This window comes from Bradyrhizobium erythrophlei (assembly GCF_900129505.1).
GTDB classification, from domain to species: Bacteria; Pseudomonadota; Alphaproteobacteria; order Rhizobiales; family Xanthobacteraceae; genus Bradyrhizobium; species Bradyrhizobium erythrophlei_D.
This window is the reverse complement of the sequence record NZ_LT670818.1, coordinates 8,506,610-8,528,797: the sequence shown is the minus strand read 5'-3', so window position 1 is coordinate 8,528,797 and position 22,188 is coordinate 8,506,610. Positions and strand designations below refer to the sequence as shown.

The window sequence follows — 22,188 nt, the reverse complement described above, 5'->3', positions numbered from 1 at the left end:
GTCAAAAACTGCCCAACCGATGTCGGGCGCCTGACTTCGCCGCCTTGGTATGGTTTTAAAGCCGATCTGGCAATAGTTGCGCAACTGGGTATTGCGACACCCTCGATACGACGGGTAAACAGGCTCCCGACCGGGGCGGCGGAGCCGAACCGATGCCAGGAGATGCAATGTCGGATCAGACAATTTTGATCACGGGTGCGGCGGGATTTATCGGCTTTCACGTCGCGCGCCGGCTGCTGGCCGAAGGCCGCCATGTTCTCGGTCTGGACAATCTAAACAATTACTATGACCCCGCCCTGAAAGGGGCGCGGCTGGATGTGCTGCTCGAGCATCCGCAGTTCGGTTTCGTGAAGATGGATCTGGCGGACCGTCGGTCGATCGGCGAGCTGTTTGCGAAGCACCGGTTTCCGACGGTCGTCCATTTGGCAGCCCAGGCTGGCGTGCGCTATTCGATCGATCATCCGCATGCCTATGCCGATGCCAATATCGAGGGCTTTCTCAATGTTCTCGAGGGATGCCGGCGGCATGACTGCCGGCATCTGGTTTATGCGTCATCCTCATCGGTCTACGGCGCTAACACAAAACTTCCGTTTTCGGTCAAGGACGTGACCGATCGTCCCATCAGTCTCTATGCCGCGACCAAAAAGGCCAACGAGCTGATGGCGCATTCCTACAGCCATCTTTACCGCCTGCCGACCACCGGGTTGAGATTCTTTACTGTATATGGACCGTGGGGCCGTCCGGACATGGCCATCTTCCTGTTTGCCAGGTCGATCGTCGAAGCCAAGCCGATTCGGCTCTTTAACCATGGCAAAATGCGCCGCGACTTTACCCATATCGATGACGTCACCCGTGTTATACAGCGCCTGATCGATCACGTTCCCCGGGGCGACGGCGAGGCCGGGATTGCTCCGGCGCGGATTTACAATGTCGGCAATCACCGCCCCGAACAGCTCATGCATGTGGTAGAGCTTCTGGAGCAGGAGTTGGGCCGCGCGGCGGTCAAGGAAATGCTGCCGATGCAGCCCGGCGACGTTATGGAAACCTTCGCCGATGTGGGCGATCTGATGCGCGATGTCGGCTTCAAGCCGCAGACGTCGATCGAGAACGGCATTCGCGATTTCGTCGCGTGGTATCGCGACTACTACAAGGTTTGAGGCGCAGATGGACGGAAAAATCATTCCACTGGTCATGTGCGGCGGCGCCGGCACCCGGCTGTGGCCGGCGTCGCGCGAAGTTCATCCCAAGCAATTTCTGCCCTTGTTCGGGGTACGTTCGACGTTCCAGAATACCCTGCTGCGGGTGTCCGATGCGGGGCTGTTCGAGCGCCCGATCGTGATCACCAACAAGGCCTATCGCTTCATGGTGTTGGAGCAGCTCGCCGAGATCGGGCTAGAGGCGGATGTGCTGCTGGAACCGATGCGGCGGGATTCTGGTCCGGCCGTTGCAGCCGGTGCAGCCTTCGCACAAACGCGCGACGTGGATGCCGTGGTGCTGGCGCTCGCCGCCGATCACGTCGTGGGCGATACGCCCGCTTTCGTCGCCGCCTGCCGCCAGGGGCTGGTGGCGGCGCAGGACGGCCGGATCGTGACCTTCGGCGTCGAGCCGGAGCGAGCTGCCACCGAATACGGCTATATCAGCCCGGGCGAGGTCATTTCGGGCGAGGTCCGGAGCGTCGCGGAATTCGTCGAGAAGCCGGATCCGGTGACGGCGGCGGAATACATCAAGTCCGGCTATCTCTGGAACAGCGGCAACTTCATGTTCCGCGCCTCGGTGCTGCTGGATGAATATCGCAATGTCGATGCCGCAAGCGTTGCGGCCGTCACCGATGCCGTCGTCAAGGCCGGGCGCGATCTCGGCTTCGTCACGCTGGACGAGGCCGCCTTCGGTTCGGCGAAGGCGATCTCCATCGACTATGCGGTGATGGAAAAGACCACGCACGCCGCCGTGGTGCCGGTCAGGTGCGGCTGGTCCGACGTCGGCTCCTGGCGCGCGGTATGGGAACTGTCGGACAAGGACAGCGAAGGCAATGCGGCGCAAGGTGCGGCCGTATTCGAGGACTCCCGCAACTGCAATGTTGCGACCGACAGGGCGCTGGTCGCGCTGGAGGGCGTCGACGATCTGGTGGTGGTGGCGACCCAGGACGCCGTGCTGGTATCACGCCAGAAGGACGCCAACGGCCTGAAGCGACTGGTCGCCAAGCTGAAGACCGTGGCGCCGCAGGTGACTGAGGAACATATCAAGGTCCACCGCCCCTGGGGATCCTATCAATCGGTCGATAATGGCGATCGGCACCAGGTCAAGCGCATTATTGTCAAGTCCGGCGGGCGGCTATCCCTGCAGAAGCATCACCACCGCTCCGAGCACTGGATCGTGGTGCGGGGCGCCGCGCGCGTGACCGTTAACGAGCTGGTCAAGACCGTGCACGAGAACGAGTCGATCTATATCCCGATCGGCTCAGTGCACAGGCTGGAAAACCCCGGCAAGATCCCGCTGGAACTGATCGAGGTCCAGACCGGCAGCTATCTCGGCGAGGACGATATCATCCGGATCGAGGACGATTACAAGCGTTCCTGAGGTGCGAAACTCGTCAAGCCGCTCCAACTATCTGGTTGATTTGCGTCGCCTCGATGAAACCGCAGCAGGAACCTGCTCAGGGTCAAAGTCTTCGAAGATCTTTCACGTTCGGAAGAATGACACAGCTGCCGACGATTTTCTGATCGACAGCCTCGTAGCGTGTTTTGATGATTTAGGCCACTGAGTCGCCGATGTCCAACGCCATGCGATCCACCGGACCATCCCCTGGATGGCCGCAACCCTGGATGGGCTGGTCAGGGAAATCAGCGCAGTGTTCGGAGCCAAAGTCATGCTGCCGTGGTCCTTCTCGGAAGAGGGGGCCGTCAAGAAGCACATGGCCCAGCTCCAGCACAACATGCTGGTCGCCGGCACCAGGAAATCGGTGCTCTTCATCATCAACGGCGGTGGCAAGTGGATCGAGCGGACGGTCGAAACCGACCCGATTTACCAGACAATCCTTATCGCCGTTGAAAAAGCCTTCTGGATGGCCGCCAAGACCGGTGAAACGCCTGCGTTGTTCGATTGCGAACCTCCGAAGCCCCGGATCGCGGCGGTCCGAGTAGTGGACATGAATGCCTCGAACTCCTGGGCCGAGTTTGCAGCCCTGTTTTGCGAGAGACGGCAGGCACGCGCCGACCACGAGCGAGCCAAGAGCGAACTCAAGGGGCTGATGCCGGAGGACGCCAAGGAGGCCAACCACACGAAGTGTTCGTGCTCTATCGGGAGGAAAAGCTCGCGGTACGCCGCCGTGGCGGCCGCAAGCGGGCCATCGGAACCAGGGCGCCGATGCTGGTTCCGACGGCTCCCAACGACCGGTGGTCGGTCGATTTCGTGTCGGATCAGCTCACTGACTGCCGCCGCTTCCGCATCCTGTCCATCGTCGATGACTGCACCCGAGAAAGCCTGGCGCTGGTGGCCGACACCTCGCTCTCCGGCGCCCCCGCGTGGCGCGGGAACTGGACCGGCTGATGGTCGAGCGCGGCAAGCCGAAGATGATCGTCAGCGACAATGGCAGCGAGCTTACCGGTGACGCCATCCTGACATGGGCGGACCAAGCCGGCGTCGAATGGCATTACATCGCGCCGGGCAAACCCATGCAGAACGCTTTCATCGGGAGCTTTAACGGCCGCTACGCGACGAATTGTTGAACGAAACGCTGTTCACCTCGCTGGCACATGCTCGCGCTGCTCTCGGATGCTGGCGGGCCGACTATAACGGCTCACGCTGCATTCTCAGCTCGGATAGAAGACACCATCCGAGTTCACCTTCACCCTCCGTCCGCGCCGGGATCTGGCGCTACGCTACGCCAAAGGCTCGCCTCGGCAGTTCACCAACGCTGACGGAGTCGCCCACCACCGTCCGCGGAATTAACCGGGCTTGCAAAAATTGCATCGGGCTTTATCAGAGAGCTGCAGCCTCTGACGGCGCCGCCGCTTACAATCACTGATCTAGCGACGCATCTGGACAAATTAGCCCGCTATGAACGTAGAACTCTGTCCTTGCGAGAGCGGGCGCTGGGGGAATTGGCAGATGCAATCGCCGGTGTACGGCTGGGAGATGGACCGAGAAGCCGCACCGGCCGCCGCTGCTGAGATACCCTTCGGCAGAACAAACCCACCGTCACGGTCGCATATCGGCGGATTTGGCAGAACGAACCCAATAAATGAGCGGGCGGATCAAACCAACTACGGTAGGTTTGCGGTGTAATTCTTTGAATCAAAACGTGTTTGGATCCACGGCCCCAATTAATGGCCACATCTGAGGCCGCGTGTTAGGGGATCTGCGGGGTGCTCGCACGCAAGATGATCGGGGTGGTTGATATGGGTTCCAGGGCGCCGGAGGCGGATATGAAAGGCGAGGCGAAGCGCACGCTCCGCGTGGGCGTGATCGGCGCCGGCGTGATGGGCAGCAACCATGCCCGGGTGCTGGCCGGTCTGCCCGATATCGCTCTGGTCGGAGTCGTCGATCCCCTGCCGGCGCACCGGACACGGGCGACGGAGCTGGCGGGCTGCCGCACCTTCGCCACCCTCGACGAGTTGATCGCGGAGGGCATCGATGCCTTGACCATCGCCGCGCCGACGCATCTCCATCACGAGATCGCGCTCGCCTGCATCGCCCGAGGCGTTCACATCCTGGTCGAGAAGCCGATCGCCACCACGGTGGAGGAAGGGCGCGACATTGTCGCCGCCGCCCACCGCGCCGGCGTCACCTTGATGGTGGGCCATGTCGAGCGCTTCAATCCGGCCGTGCAGGCCATCAAGCAGGCGATCTCGGGCGAAGACATTCTTTCGATCGCGATCACGCGCGTCGGGCCGTTTCCGCCGCGCATGTCGAATGTCGGCGTGGTCATCGACCTCGCCGTGCACGACATCGACCTGATCCGCTGGTTTACCGAGTCCGACATCGTGGAGGTGCAGCCGCAGCTCTCCAGCGCCGTCGCCGAGCGCGAGGACATTGCGCTCCTGCAGTTCCGCACCGCCTCCGGCGTGCTTGCCCATATCAACACCAACTGGCTGACGCCGTTCAAGGCGCGCAACGTCACTGTCGCCACCCGCGGCAAATATGTGATGGGCGATCTGCTCACCCGTCAGGTCACTGAATGCTTCGGCTTCAAGCCGGACGGCAGCTATTCGATGCGTCATCTGCCGGTCGGCCATGACGAGCCGCTGCGCGCCGAATTGATCGCCTTCCTGCATGCCGTGCGCACCGGCGGCGTGCCGGCGGTGACCGGCGACGAGGGCGTCGCCAGCCTTGCAATCGCGACCCGCTGCCTGGAAACGCCGGCCAAGCCTGCCGCGATCTCTCCCGCCCGCAAGGGGCCGCGGCGAGTCGTCGTTGGCTAGCTGGAGCATGGTCCGGAAAAGTGCGAACCGGTTTTCCGAACCGGCCATGCTCAAACAAAAAGTGACCGCGCGTCGATGTCCCGCACACGATCCTTGCAAGGCCCCATGAACCAGCACCTGCGTCCCGATCCCGTTCCCTTCATCGACATTGCCGCGCAGCGCCGCCGGCTCGGTAAATCCATCGATGAGGCCGTTGCCCGCGTGCTCGGCCATTGCCAGTTCATCAACGGTCCCGAAGTGACGCAACTCGAGGCCGAACTCGCGGCCTTCAGCGGCGCCAGACACGTGGTGAGCTGCGCCAGCGGCACCGACGCGCTGCTGATGGTGCTGATGGCTAAGGGCGTCGGCCGCGGTGATGCGGTGTTTTGTCCGTCCTTTACCTTCTGCGCGACCGGCGAGGCGGTGGCACTGACCGGGGCTACGCCGGTGTTCGTCGATGTCGACGAAGCGACCTTCAACATCGACGCGGCTTCGCTGAAGCGCGGCATCGCCACCGCGAAGAAGCTCGGCCTCAAGCCCGTGGCGGTGATTCCGGTCGACCTGTTCGGGCAAAGCGCCGACCACGACGCCATCGGCGCGATCGCGGCGGAAGCCGGTCTCTTTGTTCTTGATGACGCCGCGCAGGGTTTTGGCGCCAGCCACAAGGGCCACCGCCTCGGCAGCCTGGGCCTTGCCACCGCGACCAGCTTTTTTCCGGCCAAGCCGCTCGGCTGCTTCGGCGATGGCGGAGCGATTTTCACCGACGATGCCGAACTCGCCGAGAAGCTGCGCAGCGTCCGGGTTCACGGCCAGGGTTCGGATAAATACGACAATGTGCGGCTCGGCCTGACCGGCCGGCTGGACACCATGCAGGCGGCGATCCTGATCGAGAAACTGAAGATCTTCGAGGACGAGATCGCCGCGCGCAACAAGGTCGCCGATCGCTACGCGCAAGGCCTCGGCAATGTCGTGAGCGTACCGCGCCTCGCCAGCGGCTGCACCTCGGTTTGGGCGCAATACACCATTCGTCTGCCAAAAGGCTGCGATCGCGACGGCTTTGCGGCGGCGCTGAAGGCGCAGGGCATTCCCACCGCGATCTATTATGTGAAATCGATGCATCAGCAGACCGCCTATCGGGACTTCCCGGTCGCGGACGGCGGCCTTCCGGCTTGCGAACGCCTGTCGAACGACGTCATCAGCCTGCCGATGCATGCCTATCTCGACGAGCCGACGCAGGCGCGCGTCATCAAGGCTGTGCGCGGCGCGCTTTCAACCTGATTTCGCCGTTTTGAAGCGCCGCCTGATGCGCTAGAAGCGGCGAATGCTCGGTCGTATCTTCACCGTCGGCGGTTATACGCTCCTTTCGCGGCTGACCGGCTTTGCGCGCGACATCATGCTCGCGGCGATCCTCGGCGCCGGCCCCGTGGCCGACGCGTTTTTCGTGGCGTTTCGCCTGCCCAATCATTTCCGCGCGATCTTCGCCGAGGGCGCGTTCAATGCGGCCTTCGTGCCCGCCTACGCCCATGTCTACGGCGAGCGCGGCGAGCAGGCGGCGGGGCTGTTCGCCAACCGCATCTTTACGCTTTTGTTCGTGTCGCAACTGATTCTGCTGGCTCTCGCGTGGCTGTTCATGCCGCAGGCGATGAGCCTGCTCGCGCCCGGCTTCACCGACGACGCCGAGCAGCGCCGGCTCGCGATCGATCTGACGCGCATCACCTTTCCCTATCTGTTGCTGATCACGCTGGTGACGCTCTATGGCGGCATGCTCAACGTCATGCATCGTTTCGCCAGCGCCGCGGCGGCGTCGATCTTTCTGAACCTCGCCATGATGATGACGCTGGCGCTGGCGGCGTTTTTCCCAACCGCCGGCCACGCCGCCGCTTGGGGCGTGCTGATATCGGGCTTCCTCCAATATTTCCTGCTGGCGGGAGATCTCGCGCGCCATGGCGGCCTGCCGCGGTTTGCGCCGCTCAAGCTCGACGAGGACGTCCGCGCCTTCTTTCGCGCGCTGGGACCCGCGACCGTCGGCTCGATGGGGACGCAGGTCGCGCTGTTCGCCGACACCATCATCGCGACCTTCCTGCCGGCGGGCGCGCTGTCGGCGCTGTATTATGCCGATCGCCTCAACCAGCTGCCGATCGGCGTGATCGGGATCGCGATCGGCACGGTGCTGCTGCCGGAAATGTCGCGGCAATTGACGGCGGAGGATCACGCGGGCGCCATGGCGTCGCAGCGGCGCGCCTTCGATTTTACGCTGTTGTTCTCGGTGCCCTTCGTGGCCGCATTCCTGACGGTCCCCGACGTCATCACGCGGGCGATGTTCGCGCGCGGCGCGTTCTCGAAGGCCGATGCCGCCGCCGCGGGCGCGACGCTTGCGGCCTACGCGATCGGCCTCATTCCATTCGTGCTGATCCGCAGCGCGGTTGCGACCTTCTACGCCCGCAAGGATACCGCGACGCCGGTGAAGGCGGCGCTGACCGGCGTCGCCGTCAATGTCGCGCTGAAGATTGCGCTGGTGGGCTCGCTGGCCCAGGTCGGTCTTGCCTTTGCGACCGCGGCCGGCGCCTGGGTCAATCTGTTGCTGGTGATCGGGTTTGCGGCACGCGCGGGCCACCTCGATCTCGATCACGCGCTGACGCGGTCGCTGGCGAAGTTCGCGGGCTCCGGCGTCGTGCTGGGTGGGGCGCTATGGCTGACCGCAAGGTTCGCTGCAGCGCAGCTGGCGCAGCTCAGCGCCTTCCGCGACGAGGCCGCGCTCCTGCTGCTGATCGTTGTCGGCGCCATCGTCTATGCCGGATCGATCCTGCTGTTGTTCGGCAGGCGCTGGCTGGGGTCGCTGGTTCGCAGCTAAACCCTTTGCGCTGCCCCGCGATCCGCTGCAATATGGGCCGGAAATCACTAGCGGGTAAACGGAGATACGATGGCTCCCATCAAATTCGGCGTCGGTCAAAGCGTCCTTCGCAAGGAAGACGATGCGCTCATTCGCGGCAAGGGCCGCTACACCGATGACCACGCGCCGCAGCCGGCGCTGCACGCATTGGTGCTGCGCTCGCCGCATGCGCATGCGAAATTCACCATCAACGCCGCCCGCGCCCGCGGCCTTCCCGGGGTCGGCCTGATCCTGACCGGCGAGGATGTCAGGGATCTCGGCTCGCTGCCCTGCCTGTTCAATCTCGAAGTCAATCCGTTCACCGGCCCACCCTATCCGATCCTCGCGCAGGGCGAAGTGCGCCATGTCGGCGATGCCATAGCCTTCGTGGTCGCGGACACGATCGATCAGGCGCGCGATGCGATCGAGGCGATCGAGGTAAACTGGACGCCGCTGCCGGCGGCGGTTGGCGTCGCGCAAGCGGTCAAGCCGGGTGCGCCGCAGGTCTGGCCCGAACATCCTGGCAATTTGCTGTTCGACGAGCCGATCGGCGACAAGAAAGCCACCGACGCCGCCTTCGCCAAGGCACATGCGGTTGCCGAAATCTCCATCGTCAATCCGCGCGTCGTCACCAACTTCATGGAGACCCGCGCCGCGGTCTGCGAATACGACGCCAAGCACGATCATCTGACGCTGACGGTCGGCAGCCAGGGCAGCCACCGCCTGCGCGAAATCCTGTGCGGGATGGTCCTGAAGATTCCGCAGGAAAAAATGCGGGTGATCTGCCCCGATGTCGGCGGCGGGTTCGGCACCAAACTGTTTCCCTATCGGGAATACGCATTGATCGCGGTCGCCGCGCGAAAACTGCGCAAGACGGTCAAGTGGGCTGCCGACCGCTCCGATCACTTCATGGGCGACGCGCAGGGCCGCGACAATGTCACCACGGCGCGGATGGCTCTGGCCGAGGACGGCAAGTTCCTGGCCATGGACGTCGATCTGATGGGCGACATGGGCGCGTATCTGTCGACCTTTGGGCCCTATATCCCCTATGGCGGCGCCGGCATGCTGCCCGGGCTTTACGACATCCAGACGTTCCATTGCCGTGTCCGTACCGTCTTCACCCACACCGTGCCGGTCGACGCCTATCGTGGCGCCGGGCGCCCGGAGGCAGCCTATGTGGTCGAGCGGCTGGTCGACGCGGCGGCGCGCAAGCTCGACATGTCGCCGGATGCGATCCGGCGCAAGAATTTCATCGCGCCGCGCGCGATGCCCTACAAGACCGCCACCGGCAAGGTCTACGATTCCGGCGACTTCACCGCGCATATGAAGCGCGCCATGGAAGTCGCCAACTGGAAGGAATTTCCAAAGCGCGCCAAGGCCGCGAAGAAGCAGGGTCTGGTCCGCGGCATCGGGCTTGCGACCTATGTCGAAGTCTGCGGCACCATGGGCGAGGAAACCGCCAAGGTGCAGCTCGATCCCAATGGCGACGTCACCATCCTGATCGGCACCCAGTCGAGCGGGCAGGGCCACCAGACCGCCTACGCGCAACTGGTCGCCGAGCAGTTCGGGCTGCCGCCCGAGCGCGTCCACATCCTGCAGGGCGACACCGACAAGATCGCCACCGGCCTCGGCACCGGCGGCTCGGCCTCGATTCCGACCGGCGGCGTCAGCGTCGAGCGCGCCACCCGCGAGCTCGGCAAGAATCTGCGCGAGATCGCCGCCGAAGCGCTGGAGACCAGCTCAGGCGATCTCGAGATCAGCGATGGCACCATTCGCATCGCCGGTACCGACCGCTCCGTCAGCTTTGCCGATCTGGCGAAGCGGCCGGGCGTCGATCCGTCGAAGCTGGATGCCAGCGCGACCTTCACGCAGGCCGACGGCACTTTTCCGAACGGCACCCATCTGGCCGAAGTCGAGATCGATCCGGCCACCGGCATCATCAGGATCGTCAACTACGTCATCGTCGACGATTTCGGCGTGACGCTGAATCCGCTGCTGCTCGCCGGCCAGGTTCATGGCGGCGCGATGCAGGGGATCGGCCAGGCCCTGATGGAGCAGGCGGTGTACAGCGCCAACGACGGCCAGCTCGTCACCGGCACCTTCATGGACTATGCGATGCCGCGCGCGGCCGACGGTCCGTCCTTCGTGTTCGAGACCCACAACGTGCCCTGCAAGACCAATCCGCTGGGGGTCAAGGGTGCGGGCGAGGCCGGCGCGATCGGCTCCTGTCCGGCGGTCGTCAACGCGATCATCGAGGGGCTGTGGCGCGAATACAAGATCGATCACATCGATATGCCGGCTACCCCCGAGCGGGTCTGGGTTGCGATCCGCGAGCATCAGCGCCAGCACAGTCTCTGATATTTTTCCGCGCGCGGGAATGAAAAGCGGCGCGGGGAGTTTTACCGATTGACGAGCCGCGGCCCGCGCAAGCGGTTCCGCGGCATCGTTTGGAAATGCGTCTCGAAACGGAGAATTGGCCGATGATACGAACGGTTGTTGTTGCGGGAGTTTTGTTGCTCGGTGTCGGCGCCGTGATGGCGCAGCAGGATGTCGCCGTCAGGCAGGACAACCTGATGCGAACGCAGGGCAAGAGCATGTACGGGGTGCTCGCCAAGACCGTGAAGGGGGATATTCCCTACGATCAGAAGGCGGTCGACGGCGCGCTTGCGGCGCTGCAGGAAAGCGTGCCCACGATCCCAAAGGTGTTTACGACAAATCCCAAGGAAGACGTGGTGAACGCGAATTTCGGGTCGTCGCCGAAGATCTGGCAGAACAAGGCCGATTTCGACGCCAAGGTACCTCCGGTTTCCAAGGCGATCGCCGACGTCAAGGGCAGCATCAAGGATGTCGCCAGTTTGAAGGTTGCTTTCGATCAGATCCAGGCCAAGTGCACCGATTGCCATGAGGCCTACCGGCTGAAGCTGAAATAATTCGGCGCCCGCGCGGCTTAAATAGCATTGAATAGCAAAAAGGGTGGACGCGGAGGAGCGATCCACCCTTTGTCTTGATCCTGCATGATCTTGCCCGTCCAAAGCGCCGCCGCGACCAACCTGAAAGCGCGGATGTTCAAACTTACTTCGTCACCTGTCCGCGGATTTCGCCGCCCGGATTGGCCGCGGTGTGGACATTGACGTAATATTTGCCGGCCATCAGGTCGGCGGCCTGGGCGTCGGTCAGGATCGCGCTGCCTTCGGCGGGGTCTTCGATCGCATTCGGGATGGCAACCGCGACGCCGGCGTTCTTGCCGGGTTCGGCCGGCCCGTGGAAGTGGGCGGCGGTGGCGGGGCCGGAAAGCCCGGAATAGGTCAGCTTCCAGCTCAGCTTCTTGGTGGCGGCGTCGTAGTCGATATCGGCGGTGCCGGTGCCGGTGCTGGCGTTGGGGGGCACCTCGGATTTTCCGTCCAGCGTCGCCTTCATCTTCTCGGCGAAGGCGGGTCCGGCGAACGCAACACTCGCTCCCAGCGCAAGCATGGCAAGCATGGTCGTGGTCTTCGACATGGTCCTCTCCCTGTTGGCCTCAGATGTTGCCCCATCCTCAAAACATTGATCGCCTGATTTTATTCCCGTAACGCCTCAAACGACTGAAATTTCGGGGCAGCGCGTGGCTCGAATAATCGCCATACTCGCCGTTAGTTTACGATGCCCAGTGACGGATCGGTGAATGCGAAGAATATCCCTAGGCCTGGTTCTGGCGGGCGCCGCCGCGTTCGGTGTTTACTGGTGGCTGACGGCCACACCGCTGGCGCTGGCGGTTACCGTGGCGGCCTCTACGCCCAACCTTGCGAACGGGCAGGCAACCTTCAACGCCGGAGGATGTTCCTCCTGCCATGCCGTGCCCGGGCAGCCCGATCGCACAAGACTCGGTGGCGGCCTTGCGATCCCGTCGCCGTTCGGAACGTTCTACGCCCCGAACATCTCGCCCGATCCGGCCGACGGCATCGGGCGGTGGAGCGAGGCCGAATTCGTGCGCGCGGTGACGCAAGGGGTTTCGCCGGCCGGCTATCATTATTTTCCGGCGTTTCCCTACACCTCCTACGCCCATGCGAAGGTCGAGGATATCCGAGACCTCTTTGCCTATTTGAAAACGCTCAACCCCGTGCCGGGCAGGGTGCGCGATCACGCCGTGCCGTTTCCATTCGATATCCGGCGCAATATCGGAATCTGGAAATGGTTGTTCATGGACGGCAAGCCCTTCGTGCCGGATACGGCGCGCTCGGCGGGCTGGAATCGCGGCGCCTATCTCGTGAACAGTCTCGGCCATTGTGCCGAATGCCACAGCCCGCGGAATTTCCTCGGCGGCGCCATCGCCAAGCAGCGTTTCGCCGGCGGCCCCAATCCGGAAGGCGAAGGCTGGGTGCCGAACATCACGCAAAAAGGAATTGGCGACTGGAGCGAGAAGGACATCGCCTATTTCCTGCAAACCGGCGAGCTACCCGAGGGCGACGCCGCCGGCGGCTCGATGGCGCGCGTAATCAAGAACACTTCGCAGCTGAGCCCGGAAGATCGGGCGGCGATGGCGGAATACCTGAAGTCGCTGCCACCGGTCGACGGACCGCCGCGGCCGAAGCAGGCGCCGAAGAGCGGCGGCAAGTCGTGATCCTGCGAAGGGTTCTCGCGTTTTCTTGACGCGAACCGGCCTCCACTTCGCTTGAAAACGCTTTTTAGACGAGCTTTGCGATTCCGAGGTCGCTCGCGACCTGGTCCAGTCCGCGCATCAGCGCGGGCGCGATCGGGATGCCGTCGCGCGTTCGCGCGGCCCGCGTGGCATGGCTGCGCTCGCCTGGCACATAAATCCGGTCAATGCCCTTGATCCGCTCGCTGTTGCGAAAATCGCGCACCAGCGCGTCGACGCTCGCCTTGAAGGTGGCGACATCGCCGAAGGCTGCGATGTTGATGGCCGCGATCGCCTGCCCGGTGTTGGTGACGCTGTCGTCATCATGATTGAAGTCGATCACGTCCCGGCCCATCGCCGCACCCCCGAGCGTGCCCGCGAGCAGGCCGATGATCATGGCAAGGCCATAGCCCTTGTAGCCGGCCTCCATGCCCCCGAGCGGCAGCAGCATGCCCTCGTCGGCGCGCTTCGGATCGGTCAAAGGCTTGCCCTCGCGATCGATCATCCAGCCCTCAGGCATGGTCTCGCCGCGCAGCGCTTTTGTCTTGACCTTGCCGTAGGCGGCAACGGTCGTCGCCATATCGAGCACGATCGGCTTCTCGTCGCCGGCCGGAATTGCGGCGGCGATCGGATTGGTCGACAGCAGCATGTCGAGGCCGCCCCAGGGCGGCAGATGGTTGGCGTTGCCGACCGCAAAATAGAGCCCGATCATGTCGTGCGCCAGCGGCATCGTCGCGTAGAGCGAGGCCGGGCCGGCGTGGTTGCTGTATTGCGAGTTGACCCAGGCGATGCCGGTTGTGCGCGCTTTTTCGATCGCGATCTCGGCCGCGCGCTTCATGACGAGGTGGCCCATGCCGTTGTCGCCGTTCAACAGCGCAACAGAGGCCTGCTCGCGCACCAACTGGATGTTGGGCCTGACGTTAAAACCGCCGGCCTTGATGCGGCGGGCATATTGCGGCAGCCGGCTTACGCCATGCCCGTCCGACCCCTGCAGGTCGGCTTCCGCCATCAAGGCGGCCACCGTCATGGCGTCGGCCGCTGGCAGGCCCAGCCCAATCATCGCTTCCTGGATGAACGCCTTCAGCCGGTCAAAGGTGACGGTCAATTCCTGCGGCAGGATCGGCACTCCGGTTCGAACGGCTCGCGAACCCGCTACTAGCCGGTGCCGAACGCCTTGAACGTGATGATGGTGCGGGTATCCTGGATGCCCGGAAGGACCTGCACCTTCTCGTTGACGAAGTGACCGATGTCAGTGTCCTTGTCCACATAGAACTTGACCAAGAGGTCGTAATCCCCGGCGGTGGAATAGATCTCAGAGGCGATTTCGGCTTCCGCAAGCGCATTGGCGACGGTGTAGGACTGGCCGAGCTTGCACTTGATCTGGACAAAGAAGGGAACCATCGCTGTCGTCTCCGCAAAGGCGTCTTTTCGGGGTTCAATAGAGCAAAAAACCGGGCGCCGTGGCAAGCAAACTTGCTGCGATTACCAAGCCGCGCTAGGACAAAACATGGCCCTTACGCGACAGCTCAAATCCATGCGGGCACGGCGATGACGACGCCGATCGCGCTCACCATCGCCGGCTCGGATTCGTCCGGCGGCGCCGGCATCCAGGCCGACCTCAAGACCTTTGCCGCGCTCGGGGTCTACGGCGCTTCCGTGATCACGGCCCTGACCGCGCAGAACACAAGCGGCGTCACCGGCATTCATCAGGTGCCCGGCGATTTCGTCGCCGCGCAGATCGACGCGGTTTTCGGCGACCTTGCCATCGGCGCCGTCAAGATCGGCATGTTGGCGCAGCTTGCGACCATCGACGCCATCGCGGCTGGCCTTGAACGCTGGTCGCCCAGACATGTTGTGCTCGATCCCGTGATGGTGGCGACCTCGGGGGACCGGCTGCTGGCGGCGGATGCCGTCGCAGCCTTGCGGACAAAACTCATCCCGCGCGCCGCGTTGATCACGCCGAACCTGCCCGAGGCCGCCGCACTATTGGACGAGCCGGTCGCCGCGACCGAGGCCGCGATCGAGCGCCAGGGCAAGCGGCTGCTCGCGATGGGTTGTGCCGCTGTGCTGATCAAGGGCGGCCACGGGCAGGGCGCCGACAGCACCGACTATCTCGTCACGGCGAGCGGCGTCATCGCGCTCGCCGCGCCGCGTATCGCCACTCAAAATACCCACGGCACCGGATGCTCGCTGTCCTCTGCCATCGCGGCGGGCCTCGCGAAAAGCGAAGACCTGGAGACTGCTGTGCGCAACGCCAAGGCCTGGGTCAGCGCCGCGATCGCCGCCGCCGATCGCTTCAGCGTCGGCCACGGCCACGGACCGATCCATCATTTCCACCGGTTTTACTGAGCTCGCCATCGCGCCGCCTGGAGGGCCTTGGCTGCTGACGACGTCCGCTCTTGTGGTGCTGGCGGCAAATCGATGGACAGCTGTGCCCGTTACAGTGCATAGCCGCGCCAGGATTGCCGTTTTGTCGGCCAGCGCGCAGACAGAATTGATGTGAATCACTTAAGCATCTCCTGGACAAACTGGGAGGTAGCGATGGGGCGGTACTACTTTCACATTCGTTTGCGCGAACAGCTAATCACGGATCTGGAGGGATCGGACTTTTGTGATCTTGCGGCGGCTCGGCTGGAAGCGTTGGCCGCAGCCCGTCATATTCTGGCGGACGCCATAAGGTCCGGTAACGAAAATATACCTGATGCATTCGTCCTGGCTGACAGCGAAGGCCGCGAGCTTGAATCGGTGCCGCTCGCATCGGTATTGCCTGATCGTTTGAAGCATTGAGCCGGTCCCGTTGTCCGACTCGAATTCCTGATACGCAGCGAAGCGGAAACTGACAGGCGGGAGCCAGTCCGCGCCGTCTACGTCAGCTGATAGCGTCCCAATTAGTTTCTTGTGCGGCTCGAACCCGTGATGGAATCAACGGCAATGCGCTGGGCGATGGCGTGCTCACATTCGGGGCATTCCAGCGATCTGATCTCGAAGCCGGGGCTCCCCGGCGTGATGAGCGTCAGCTTCATTCTGGCATGACACCTCGGACACCACGCATTCTCCGAGGCCGAGTGAACGGCACATGCAGATTTTTTTGGTTGAACCATGAGACGCGTACCGTGTTGCCCGTGCACTATGGCGGGGCCGGCAACGAGTTGTCGGTGCGCTATCCGACATATTGCCGCAGATCAATGCGATCAACGATCCCGCCGGTAATCCTTCGCGCAGCATTTGCCGAGCGGCACGGAGGGGTGCTGTTCCGGTGTTTGTGAGAGGCCCGGACCACCCTCATTCCGGGCCTCGCCATTTCATCACGCGCTCCTGACCGAGCACAGGTTTTGGTAAGCGAAGCGGTTAGCTCGCTTTGCCGTGCGATGCCTGAGCACGTCCAGTTCGAAACAGCCGCACTACGCCTTTGAAATAGCGGGTCGGAACCCAACCGGCGTCAGGCGCCGGTAGCCGCCGACGCACTCGCAGCAGCATCCACGGGGGCCTGAAATTTTGCGCCCACGGCAAAATAAACTGACCGATACCCCGCTTGCTGGACCATCGGTCATCGTCAAGGCAAACGAATTCGTTAGGTCGCCGCAGGGCGTTTGACCAATGCATCGTTGTGAAGGTCCGCCAGCATGCCCTGAATCATTTCTCCTCATCGTCCCGTAGGCGCGCATCACCTCCTACCGCGCGACTGGAATTGCACACCTCGTTCTCGTCACAACAGCAAGCAGTGGAGAACCGTGTTCTCGGAAAAACCGTAACTTGGATTGATCGCTGAGTCGGAGTTAATTCCGACTGGGGTATGTGTGGCGAGCGAATGGAGTTCCTTCTTGGGAACTTATTCGATCCGGCGATTTGCTTGGGATGGGGGATTTAAAGGATGTCGTTCCGTTGGGGGTGCGTTGTTATCATTTGCCTGCTGGCGTCGCGGGCGGAAGCTGCGGGATCATCTGGACTTTTTCACCGCGCATCCTGTTCCGTTGTCCGGTTTTATGTCGCCAGGTTTTCGGAATCTGCGGCTGAAATGTGGGCGAGAAGCCACGGAGCCACGGAGGCCGAGATCGAGGCGGCGCGGCGTTGTCTCAAGAGCGTGCCAAGCCAAACCGCCCAGGCCGCGCATTGGACGGCGGAGTGGAGATAGGTAGTTCGGGTCGAACCGAAGTGATCTATTTCGGTTGACGTGCCGCTACAGGCTAATCGAGGCATAATTCATCTAGCGGTGCGGTTGCGATCTCGCGTCGCAGCGATCACTTGCGCTGTTGGCATAACTCGGACCTTAACGAGCCGATATCCCGTTCCAACGTCCTGGTTTGCGAGTCTGCGGTCCAATGCGCGTTTGCAATCCCCCCGCCCGACGGGCAAATCACTGATTCGTCTGTCCAGCCCTCCTGGAAAAAATATTCTGGTTTTCCGAAAGACCAAATCACTTCATATTCTCGCCGTCCCGTCCCACAGAGGGGCGGCTCGCGATCGTCACGGACGCGGGGCGGGATGCGATGGACGCGAGCAGTGCTGCTGACGAGAGCGCTGACCTCGCGGACGACGAAGTCGTATGGTCCTGATGCCCCGACGCTGGCATCAAGTCCGTGAGAAGCAAGCTTCTCAGGGATGACGGTGGCAAGAAAGCCCGGTCACCGGGGAGAGTACGAAGGAAACCGTTAAAACCATTGCGCGGGGAATGCCGGACGTTTCCGGCGTGACCATGGTGACTAACGCGTGCGTTACTACACTACGCACGCGGCTGCGGACGCGCCGAGCGCCCGGCATTCCCTGCGCCCTCTGAATGAGAGGGTGAGGAAATTCAAGGCAAACCTCGGGCGCTTCCAGCCGCGAGATCGCGAAGCCATGTTTGCAGTTCGAAAACCGCTTGCGTCGTCCCTGCGAAAGCAGGCGAAAGGAGACCCATCGGCCGCGGCTTATCGACGAGACGTTGGTGTCAGATAATTTCTGCAACAATAGCCGGCGATGGTTATGGGTTCCTGCTTTCGCAGGGACGACGCCGAGAGTGATCGCCCGCTCCCCTGTCGCTCTGTTGTCGTACAGCGCTGCTATTTCGCAATTCAGCAATGGCCAATTCTTGATTCGCGCGCATCTGCCGGCGGAATGATGCATGAAGATCATGCTTAACGAAGATCATGCTTAACAAAGAGTCCGGTCATCAGGCTGTCACGGGAATCGGATAGCTGCTCGCGCATGGGAATGACGCTATGAGTGACGAGTTGCCGGAACGGCGCTTTCGCACTTTGTTTATCTCCGATGTCCATCTCGGAGCCCGCGGCTCGCAAGCCGATCGGTTGCTGGATTTTCTCCGGACCCACGATGCCGACACGATCTATCTGGTCGGCGATATCGTCGATGGCTGGGCGCTGCGATCCGGCTGGTACTGGCCGCAATCGCACAACGATTTCGTGCAGAAGATGCTGCGCAAGGCGCGCAAGGGCGCCAAGGTCATCTACGTTCCCGGCAATCACGACGAGTTCCTGCGGAACTATTACGGCACCCATTTCGGCGGCATCGACGTCGTCGAAAACACCGTTCATACAGGCGTCGACGGCCGGCGCTATCTGGTGATCCACGGCGATATCTTTGATCTCGTGGTGCAGAACGCGCGCTGGCTCGCCCATCTCGGCGACAAGGCCTATGATTTCGCGATCCAGATGAACCGGCTGGTGAACTTCTTCCGCCGCATGTTCGGCGTGCCCTATTGGTCGCTGTCGCAATGGGCCAAGCTGAAGGTCAAGAACGCCGTGAACTACATCGGCGCCTTCGAGCAGACGCTCGCCGCCGAAGCGCGGCGTCACGGCGCCGACGGCGTGATCTGCGGCCATATCCACTACGCTACCATTCGCGACGAACACGGCGTCCGCTACATGAATTGCGGCGACTGGGTGGAAAGCTGCACCGCGCTGGTCGAGCACGAAGACGGGCGCTTCGAGATCATCACCTGGACCGACCCGCTGCGCCGAACCGTTCCCGTCGCGCCGGTCGCGGCGCGTGCCGCCTGATGCGCATCCTGGTCGCGACCGATGCGTGGCATCCCCAGGTCAACGGGGTGGTCCGCACGCTGGCCATGATGGCGGAAGCCGCGAGCACGCTTGGCGCCGAGATCAGCTTCCTCACCCCGGAATCGTTCCGCACCTTTGCCTTGCCGAGCTACCGGGATCTGCGTCTGGCGCTGCCCTATAGCGCGAAGATATCCCGGCTGATCGCCGAGGCGCGGCCGGACAGCATCCATATCGCCACCGAAGGGCCGATCGGATTGTTGGTGCGGCGTTACTGCCGCAAGCACGGATTGACGTTCACCACGAGCTTTCACACCCGCTTTCCCGAATATATCTCGGCCCGCCTGCCGATCCCCGAATCCTGGATCTGGGCGGTGCTGCGCTGGTTCCACGCCCCCAGCCAGGCGGTGATGGCGGCGACACCGGCGCTGGCGACCGAATTGCGCAACCGCGGCTTTCGCAACGTGGTGCTTTGGCCGCGCGGCGTCGACGCCGGCCTGTTCCATCCGCGCGCCGTCGACCTCGGGTTGCCGCGCCCGGTGTTCCTGTGCGTCGGCCGTGTCGCGGTGGAAAAGAACCTGGAGGCGTTTCTGGAGCTCGATCTGCCCGGCAGCAAGGTGATCGTCGGCGACGGGCCGGCCCGCGCCTCCCTGGTCCGGAAATACCCGCAAGCCGTCTTTCTGGGCGCTCGCCAGGGCGAGGCGCTGGCGCAGGCCTATGCGGGGGCCGACGTGTTCGTGTTCCCGAGCAAGACCGACACCTTCGGCCTGGTGCTGCTGGAGGCATTGGCCAGCGGCGTGCCGGTGGCCGCGTTTCCCGTCACCGGGCCCCGCGACGTGATCGGCACCGCGCCGGTCGGCGCCTTGAACGAGGATCTGAGGCTGGCATGCCTGGCCGCGTTGCGGGTCTCGCCGCCGGCCTGCCTTGAATTTGCCGCCGGTCATACCTGGGAAGCTTCGGCCCGTTCCTTCATCGAGAACATGGCTGGCCTGCGCACCGCCGATGCGGAAACCGACACCATGCCGTTCGCGGTGGAACAGCCGGGCCTCGTCACCTGATGTTGACGGTCCGGCGGCTTGCCCGCCCGCCGCGGTCCGCGATACAACCCACCGATGACAGAGACAGCTTTGGATCTACCGGTCGCGCCGGCCGACGTTGATGCCGCCGCGCGGGTGCTCGCCCCGTTCGCGATGCGGACCCCGCTATTGTCCTCACCCGCGCTCGATGAGCGCGTGGGAACCAGGGTGTTCCTGAAACCGGAAATGCTGCAGCGGACCGGATCGTTCAAGTTCCGCGGCGCCTTCAACAAGATGTCGTCGATCCCGCAAAGCGCGCGGGGCGGCGGCGTGGTCGCGTTTTCATCCGGCAATCACGCCCAGGGCGTGGCCGCGGCGGCGAAAATCCTCAACATGCCCGCGACCATCGTGATGCCGGCCGATGCGCCGCTATCCAAGCGCGAGCGCACCAAGGCCTATGGCGCCGAAGTGGTGCTGTACGACCGCGACCGCGAGGATCGCGAAGCCATTGCCCGCGACATCGCCGGCAGGCGCGGCGCCACCTTGGTGCGGCCCTATGACGATCCCTTCGTGATCGCCGGCCAGGGCACGGTGGGGCGGGAGATCTGCGAGGATATGGCGGCGCTGGGGCTCGCACCCGACATCGTGGTGGCGCCGGCGTCGGGCGGCGGCCTGGTCGCGGGCGTCGCTACCGCGGTCAAGGCGCGCTATCCGCAGGCCCTGCTGATGTCGGCCGAACCGGAAGCGTTCGACGATCATGCGCGCTCATTGCGATCAGGAAAGCGCGAAGCCCACGCCTCCAAGGGCCGCACCATCTGCGACGCGCTGATGGCCTCGATCCCCGGCGAGCTCACTTTTTCGATCAACAGCCGGCTGCTCGCGAAAGGCGTCACGGCGTCCGATGAGGAAGTCGGCACCGCGGTCGGATTTGCGTTCCGGGAGCTGAAACTCGTGGTCGAGCCGGGCGGGGCGGTCGGCCTTGCGGCGCTGCTGGCCGGCCACTTCGATGCGCGCGGCAAGATCGTCGTCATCGTCCTGTCCGGCGGCAATGTCGATGCGGACCTTTATGCACGATTGATCAACTGATCTTCGGAATTGGATCAGGAGAACAACGCGACCTTCTCGGCCTGGCTCATGCGCCGGATCGGCGCCAGCGGATCGGAAACCGCGTGCTTCGGCTTGTGCAGGATGCCGCTGGCGAGAAGGGACGAGCCCAGTGAAGGTTCAACAACAGGTTTAGGAGCGGGCTCGGGCGAAGGCTGAAGTAACGCTTGAGCCGCTGGCGGCTCCAGTGCGGCCAAGGGCTTGGGCGCGGCCACTGGCTCCGGCTTCGCGACGGCGAGGATCGGCGCGGGCGGCGGCGACACCATCTCCTCGATCTCACCGCCGATGGCACTAGGGGCATCGTCGAAATCGTCAGGCTCCGGCGCGGCCATTTCGAGCGCGACCATATCCAGCAAGGCTTCGTCGTAAGCATCGGCCGCTTCTGGACTTTCGTGTGCCGCTTCAGGCGCCACATCAGCAATCTCAGCCGTGATATCAGCAACCTCAGCGGTCGCATCGGCAGCTTGTTCGCGCGTCTCGATAACCGCGGCCGGAGCCACGGTTTCAGCCGCTTCGACCACGGCTTCCGCCGGCATGTGCGACGCGGCTGCGACGTCGTCTGCCGCCGATGTCTCCTGCACCGCCTCGACGGCCTTGAAATCGATCGCATCCGGTGCGGCGGCGGAGGACGGCGCAGCCCCCTCGGGAGCCGGCGGCGCGCCCCGGTCGCCGTCGTCCAAGCCAGCGATCCGCGCCTTGATCAGGTCGAACGCGGCGATCAAGGCGGCGGCAGGGCTGGCGGACCCGATTTTTTCGCAGGCCTCGTCGATGGCCGCGACCTGCGAATCCAGGAGATCGCAGATCCGGCTATCGGCGCCGATTTCCCGCCAGCGCCAGCTGATCTCCTTGATGATCCGGGAGCCCTTGCGCACCGGTGCCAGATTGTCATCGAGCCCGAGGTTCTGGACGGCCGCTGCGGCGGCGGCCTGGGCCTCATAGACCGCACGGCGGATGGCGGCCAGCGCCTCGGTCAGCCGGGTTTCGGCGGCCGCCTGCTCGGCCGCCTGCTTCTGCGCGGTGACGGTTTGCTCGATCCGGGCCACCGCGTCGAGCACCATCCGGGTGTCGGCGTTGCGGTTGCGCTTGGCGTATTCGCCGAGAAACCAGCGGCCGCGCGAGGTCTCCATGAATGCGTGGCTGATCGCCTCATAGTCTTCCTCGCCCGGCAGGCTTGCGCGGGCGGAAATCGGCGATA

Annotated in this window: 19 protein-coding genes and 1 pseudogene; 14 read left to right on the top strand and 6 right to left on the bottom strand. The window is 63.6% G+C overall.

Annotation, left to right across the window (positions count from 1 at the left end; genetic code table 11):
* The first annotated feature begins 167 nt into the window (after positions 1 to 167).
* Together B5525_RS40385 and B5525_RS40380 are read left to right on the top strand one after the other, a co-directional pair.
* Positions 168 to 1,157 carry an NAD-dependent epimerase gene (locus B5525_RS40385; protein WP_079571837.1) on the top strand — a complete coding sequence of 330 codons (990 nt, stop codon included), beginning with the start codon at positions 168 to 170 and terminating at the stop codon, positions 1,155 to 1,157.
* A 7-nt stretch (positions 1,158 to 1,164) separates the two neighbouring features.
* Complete coding sequence (locus tag B5525_RS40380; protein WP_079571835.1) at positions 1,165 to 2,577, top strand: mannose-1-phosphate guanylyltransferase/mannose-6-phosphate isomerase; 1,413 nt, start codon at positions 1,165 to 1,167, stop codon at positions 2,575 to 2,577.
* Between the two features lie 172 nt (positions 2,578 to 2,749).
* Here the strand turns inward: B5525_RS40380 and B5525_RS48120 are convergent, their stop codons facing one another.
* Positions 2,750 to 3,277, bottom strand: coding sequence for a hypothetical protein (locus tag B5525_RS48120; protein ID WP_172899790.1), 528 nt, complete (start codon positions 3,275 to 3,277; stop codon positions 2,750 to 2,752).
* Positions 3,278 to 3,282: 5 nt separating this feature from the next.
* On the opposite strand from B5525_RS48120, the pseudogene B5525_RS40370 reads away from it, so the two are divergent.
* The 6 genes and pseudogenes from B5525_RS40370 to B5525_RS40345 all read left to right on the top strand — a co-directional run.
* Positions 3,283 to 3,948: pseudogene (locus B5525_RS40370) on the top strand (integrase core domain-containing protein); the annotation flags it as partial.
* Positions 3,949 to 4,424: 476 nt separating this feature from the next.
* Positions 4,425 to 5,420 (top strand): Gfo/Idh/MocA family protein, encoded by a 996-nt coding sequence (locus B5525_RS40365; RefSeq protein ID WP_154073935.1) that lies wholly within the window; start codon positions 4,425 to 4,427, stop codon positions 5,418 to 5,420.
* 105 nt (positions 5,421 to 5,525) lie between these two features.
* A complete protein-coding gene (locus tag B5525_RS40360; protein WP_079571834.1) occupies positions 5,526 to 6,677 on the top strand; it encodes a DegT/DnrJ/EryC1/StrS family aminotransferase in 1,152 nt (383 codons plus the stop codon).
* 43 nt (positions 6,678 to 6,720) lie between these two features.
* Entirely contained in the window at positions 6,721 to 8,250 is a 1,530-nt protein-coding gene (gene murJ, locus B5525_RS40355; RefSeq protein ID WP_079571832.1) for a murein biosynthesis integral membrane protein MurJ, read from the top strand.
* A 69-nt stretch (positions 8,251 to 8,319) separates the two neighbouring features.
* Positions 8,320 to 10,626 (top strand): xanthine dehydrogenase family protein molybdopterin-binding subunit, encoded by a 2,307-nt coding sequence (locus B5525_RS40350; protein WP_079571831.1) that lies wholly within the window; start codon positions 8,320 to 8,322, stop codon positions 10,624 to 10,626.
* A 122-nt stretch (positions 10,627 to 10,748) separates the two neighbouring features.
* On the top strand, positions 10,749 to 11,198 hold the full coding sequence (locus tag B5525_RS40345; RefSeq protein WP_079574430.1) for a c-type cytochrome: 450 nt from the start codon (positions 10,749 to 10,751) through the stop codon (positions 11,196 to 11,198).
* Between the two features lie 142 nt (positions 11,199 to 11,340).
* On the opposite strand, the gene B5525_RS40340 is transcribed toward B5525_RS40345, so the two are convergent.
* A complete protein-coding gene (locus B5525_RS40340) occupies positions 11,341 to 11,766 on the bottom strand; it encodes a CHRD domain-containing protein (protein ID WP_079571829.1) in 426 nt (141 codons plus the stop codon).
* A 163-nt stretch (positions 11,767 to 11,929) separates the two neighbouring features.
* Between B5525_RS40340 and B5525_RS40335 the strand changes: the two genes are divergently transcribed.
* Positions 11,930 to 12,865, top strand: coding sequence for a c-type cytochrome (locus B5525_RS40335; protein WP_079571828.1), 936 nt, complete (start codon positions 11,930 to 11,932; stop codon positions 12,863 to 12,865).
* A gap of 64 nt (positions 12,866 to 12,929) precedes the next feature.
* On the opposite strand, the gene B5525_RS40330 is transcribed toward B5525_RS40335, so the two are convergent.
* Positions 12,930 to 14,006 carry an Ldh family oxidoreductase gene (locus tag B5525_RS40330; protein ID WP_197687887.1) on the bottom strand — a complete coding sequence of 359 codons (1,077 nt, stop codon included), beginning with the start codon at positions 14,004 to 14,006 and terminating at the stop codon, positions 12,930 to 12,932.
* 29 nt (positions 14,007 to 14,035) lie between these two features.
* Positions 14,036 to 14,281, bottom strand: coding sequence for an Lrp/AsnC ligand binding domain-containing protein (locus B5525_RS40325; RefSeq protein ID WP_079571826.1), 246 nt, complete (start codon positions 14,279 to 14,281; stop codon positions 14,036 to 14,038).
* 147 nt (positions 14,282 to 14,428) lie between these two features.
* On the opposite strand from B5525_RS40325, the gene thiD reads away from it, so the two are divergent.
* A complete protein-coding gene (thiD, locus tag B5525_RS40320) occupies positions 14,429 to 15,229 on the top strand; it encodes a bifunctional hydroxymethylpyrimidine kinase/phosphomethylpyrimidine kinase (RefSeq protein WP_079571824.1) in 801 nt (266 codons plus the stop codon).
* A gap of 192 nt (positions 15,230 to 15,421) precedes the next feature.
* Positions 15,422 to 15,667: a DUF6894 family protein gene (locus B5525_RS45125; protein WP_154073732.1), complete on the top strand. Its 246-nt coding sequence runs from the start codon at positions 15,422 to 15,424 to the stop codon at positions 15,665 to 15,667.
* 101 nt (positions 15,668 to 15,768) lie between these two features.
* Here the strand turns inward: B5525_RS45125 and B5525_RS47410 are convergent, their stop codons facing one another.
* Positions 15,769 to 15,903, bottom strand: a complete 135-nt coding sequence (locus B5525_RS47410) for a hypothetical protein (protein WP_276328823.1) — start codon at positions 15,901 to 15,903, stop codon at positions 15,769 to 15,771.
* Between the two features lie 2,175 nt (positions 15,904 to 18,078).
* Between B5525_RS47410 and B5525_RS40305 the strand changes: the two genes are divergently transcribed.
* Genes B5525_RS40305 through B5525_RS40295 form a run of 3 tightly spaced genes read left to right on the top strand, consistent with a single transcriptional unit; the run spans position 18,079 to position 20,975 of the window.
* Entirely contained in the window at positions 18,079 to 18,876 is a 798-nt protein-coding gene (locus B5525_RS40305) for a UDP-2,3-diacylglucosamine diphosphatase (RefSeq protein ID WP_079571820.1), read from the top strand.
* Entirely contained in the window at positions 18,876 to 19,931 is a 1,056-nt protein-coding gene (locus B5525_RS40300; protein WP_079571818.1) for a glycosyltransferase family 4 protein, read from the top strand. Before B5525_RS40305 ends, B5525_RS40300 begins: the two co-directional genes overlap by 1 nt.
* Positions 19,932 to 19,985: 54 nt before the next feature.
* Complete coding sequence (locus B5525_RS40295) at positions 19,986 to 20,975, top strand: threonine/serine dehydratase (protein WP_079571817.1); 990 nt, start codon at positions 19,986 to 19,988, stop codon at positions 20,973 to 20,975.
* 14 nt (positions 20,976 to 20,989) lie between these two features.
* Here the strand turns inward: B5525_RS40295 and B5525_RS40290 are convergent, their stop codons facing one another.
* Positions 20,990 to 22,120, bottom strand: a complete 1,131-nt coding sequence (locus B5525_RS40290; protein WP_338075252.1) for a hypothetical protein — start codon at positions 22,118 to 22,120, stop codon at positions 20,990 to 20,992.
* Positions 22,121 to 22,188 lie beyond the last annotated feature (68 nt).

Coding starts and splice junctions, on each gene's coding strand:
- B5525_RS45125 (WP_154073732.1), top strand. CDS start 15,422: ATGGGGCGGTACTACTTTCACATTCGTTTGCGCGAACAGCTAATCACG.
- B5525_RS40325 (WP_079571826.1), bottom strand. CDS start 14,281: ATGGTTCCCTTCTTTGTCCAGATCAAGTGCAAGCTCGGCCAGTCCTAC.
- B5525_RS40345 (WP_079574430.1), top strand. CDS start 10,749: ATGATACGAACGGTTGTTGTTGCGGGAGTTTTGTTGCTCGGTGTCGGC.
- B5525_RS40350 (WP_079571831.1), top strand. CDS start 8,320: ATGGCTCCCATCAAATTCGGCGTCGGTCAAAGCGTCCTTCGCAAGGAA.
- murJ (WP_079571832.1), top strand. CDS start 6,721: ATGCTCGGTCGTATCTTCACCGTCGGCGGTTATACGCTCCTTTCGCGG.
- B5525_RS40365 (WP_154073935.1), top strand. CDS start 4,425: ATGAAAGGCGAGGCGAAGCGCACGCTCCGCGTGGGCGTGATCGGCGCC.
- B5525_RS40305 (WP_079571820.1), top strand. CDS start 18,079: ATGAGTGACGAGTTGCCGGAACGGCGCTTTCGCACTTTGTTTATCTCC.
- B5525_RS40335 (WP_079571828.1), top strand. CDS start 11,930: ATGCGAAGAATATCCCTAGGCCTGGTTCTGGCGGGCGCCGCCGCGTTC.
- B5525_RS40300 (WP_079571818.1), top strand. CDS start 18,876: ATGCGCATCCTGGTCGCGACCGATGCGTGGCATCCCCAGGTCAACGGG.
- B5525_RS40295 (WP_079571817.1), top strand. CDS start 19,986: ATGACAGAGACAGCTTTGGATCTACCGGTCGCGCCGGCCGACGTTGAT.
- B5525_RS47410 (WP_276328823.1), bottom strand. CDS start 15,903: ATGAAGCTGACGCTCATCACGCCGGGGAGCCCCGGCTTCGAGATCAGA.
- B5525_RS40385 (WP_079571837.1), top strand. CDS start 168: ATGTCGGATCAGACAATTTTGATCACGGGTGCGGCGGGATTTATCGGC.
- thiD (WP_079571824.1), top strand. CDS start 14,429: ATGACGACGCCGATCGCGCTCACCATCGCCGGCTCGGATTCGTCCGGC.
- B5525_RS40340 (WP_079571829.1), bottom strand. CDS start 11,766: ATGTCGAAGACCACGACCATGCTTGCCATGCTTGCGCTGGGAGCGAGT.
- B5525_RS40360 (WP_079571834.1), top strand. CDS start 5,526: ATGAACCAGCACCTGCGTCCCGATCCCGTTCCCTTCATCGACATTGCC.
- B5525_RS40380 (WP_079571835.1), top strand. CDS start 1,165: ATGGACGGAAAAATCATTCCACTGGTCATGTGCGGCGGCGCCGGCACC.
- B5525_RS40290 (WP_338075252.1), bottom strand. CDS start 22,120: ATGGAGACCTCGCGCGGCCGCTGGTTTCTCGGCGAATACGCCAAGCGC.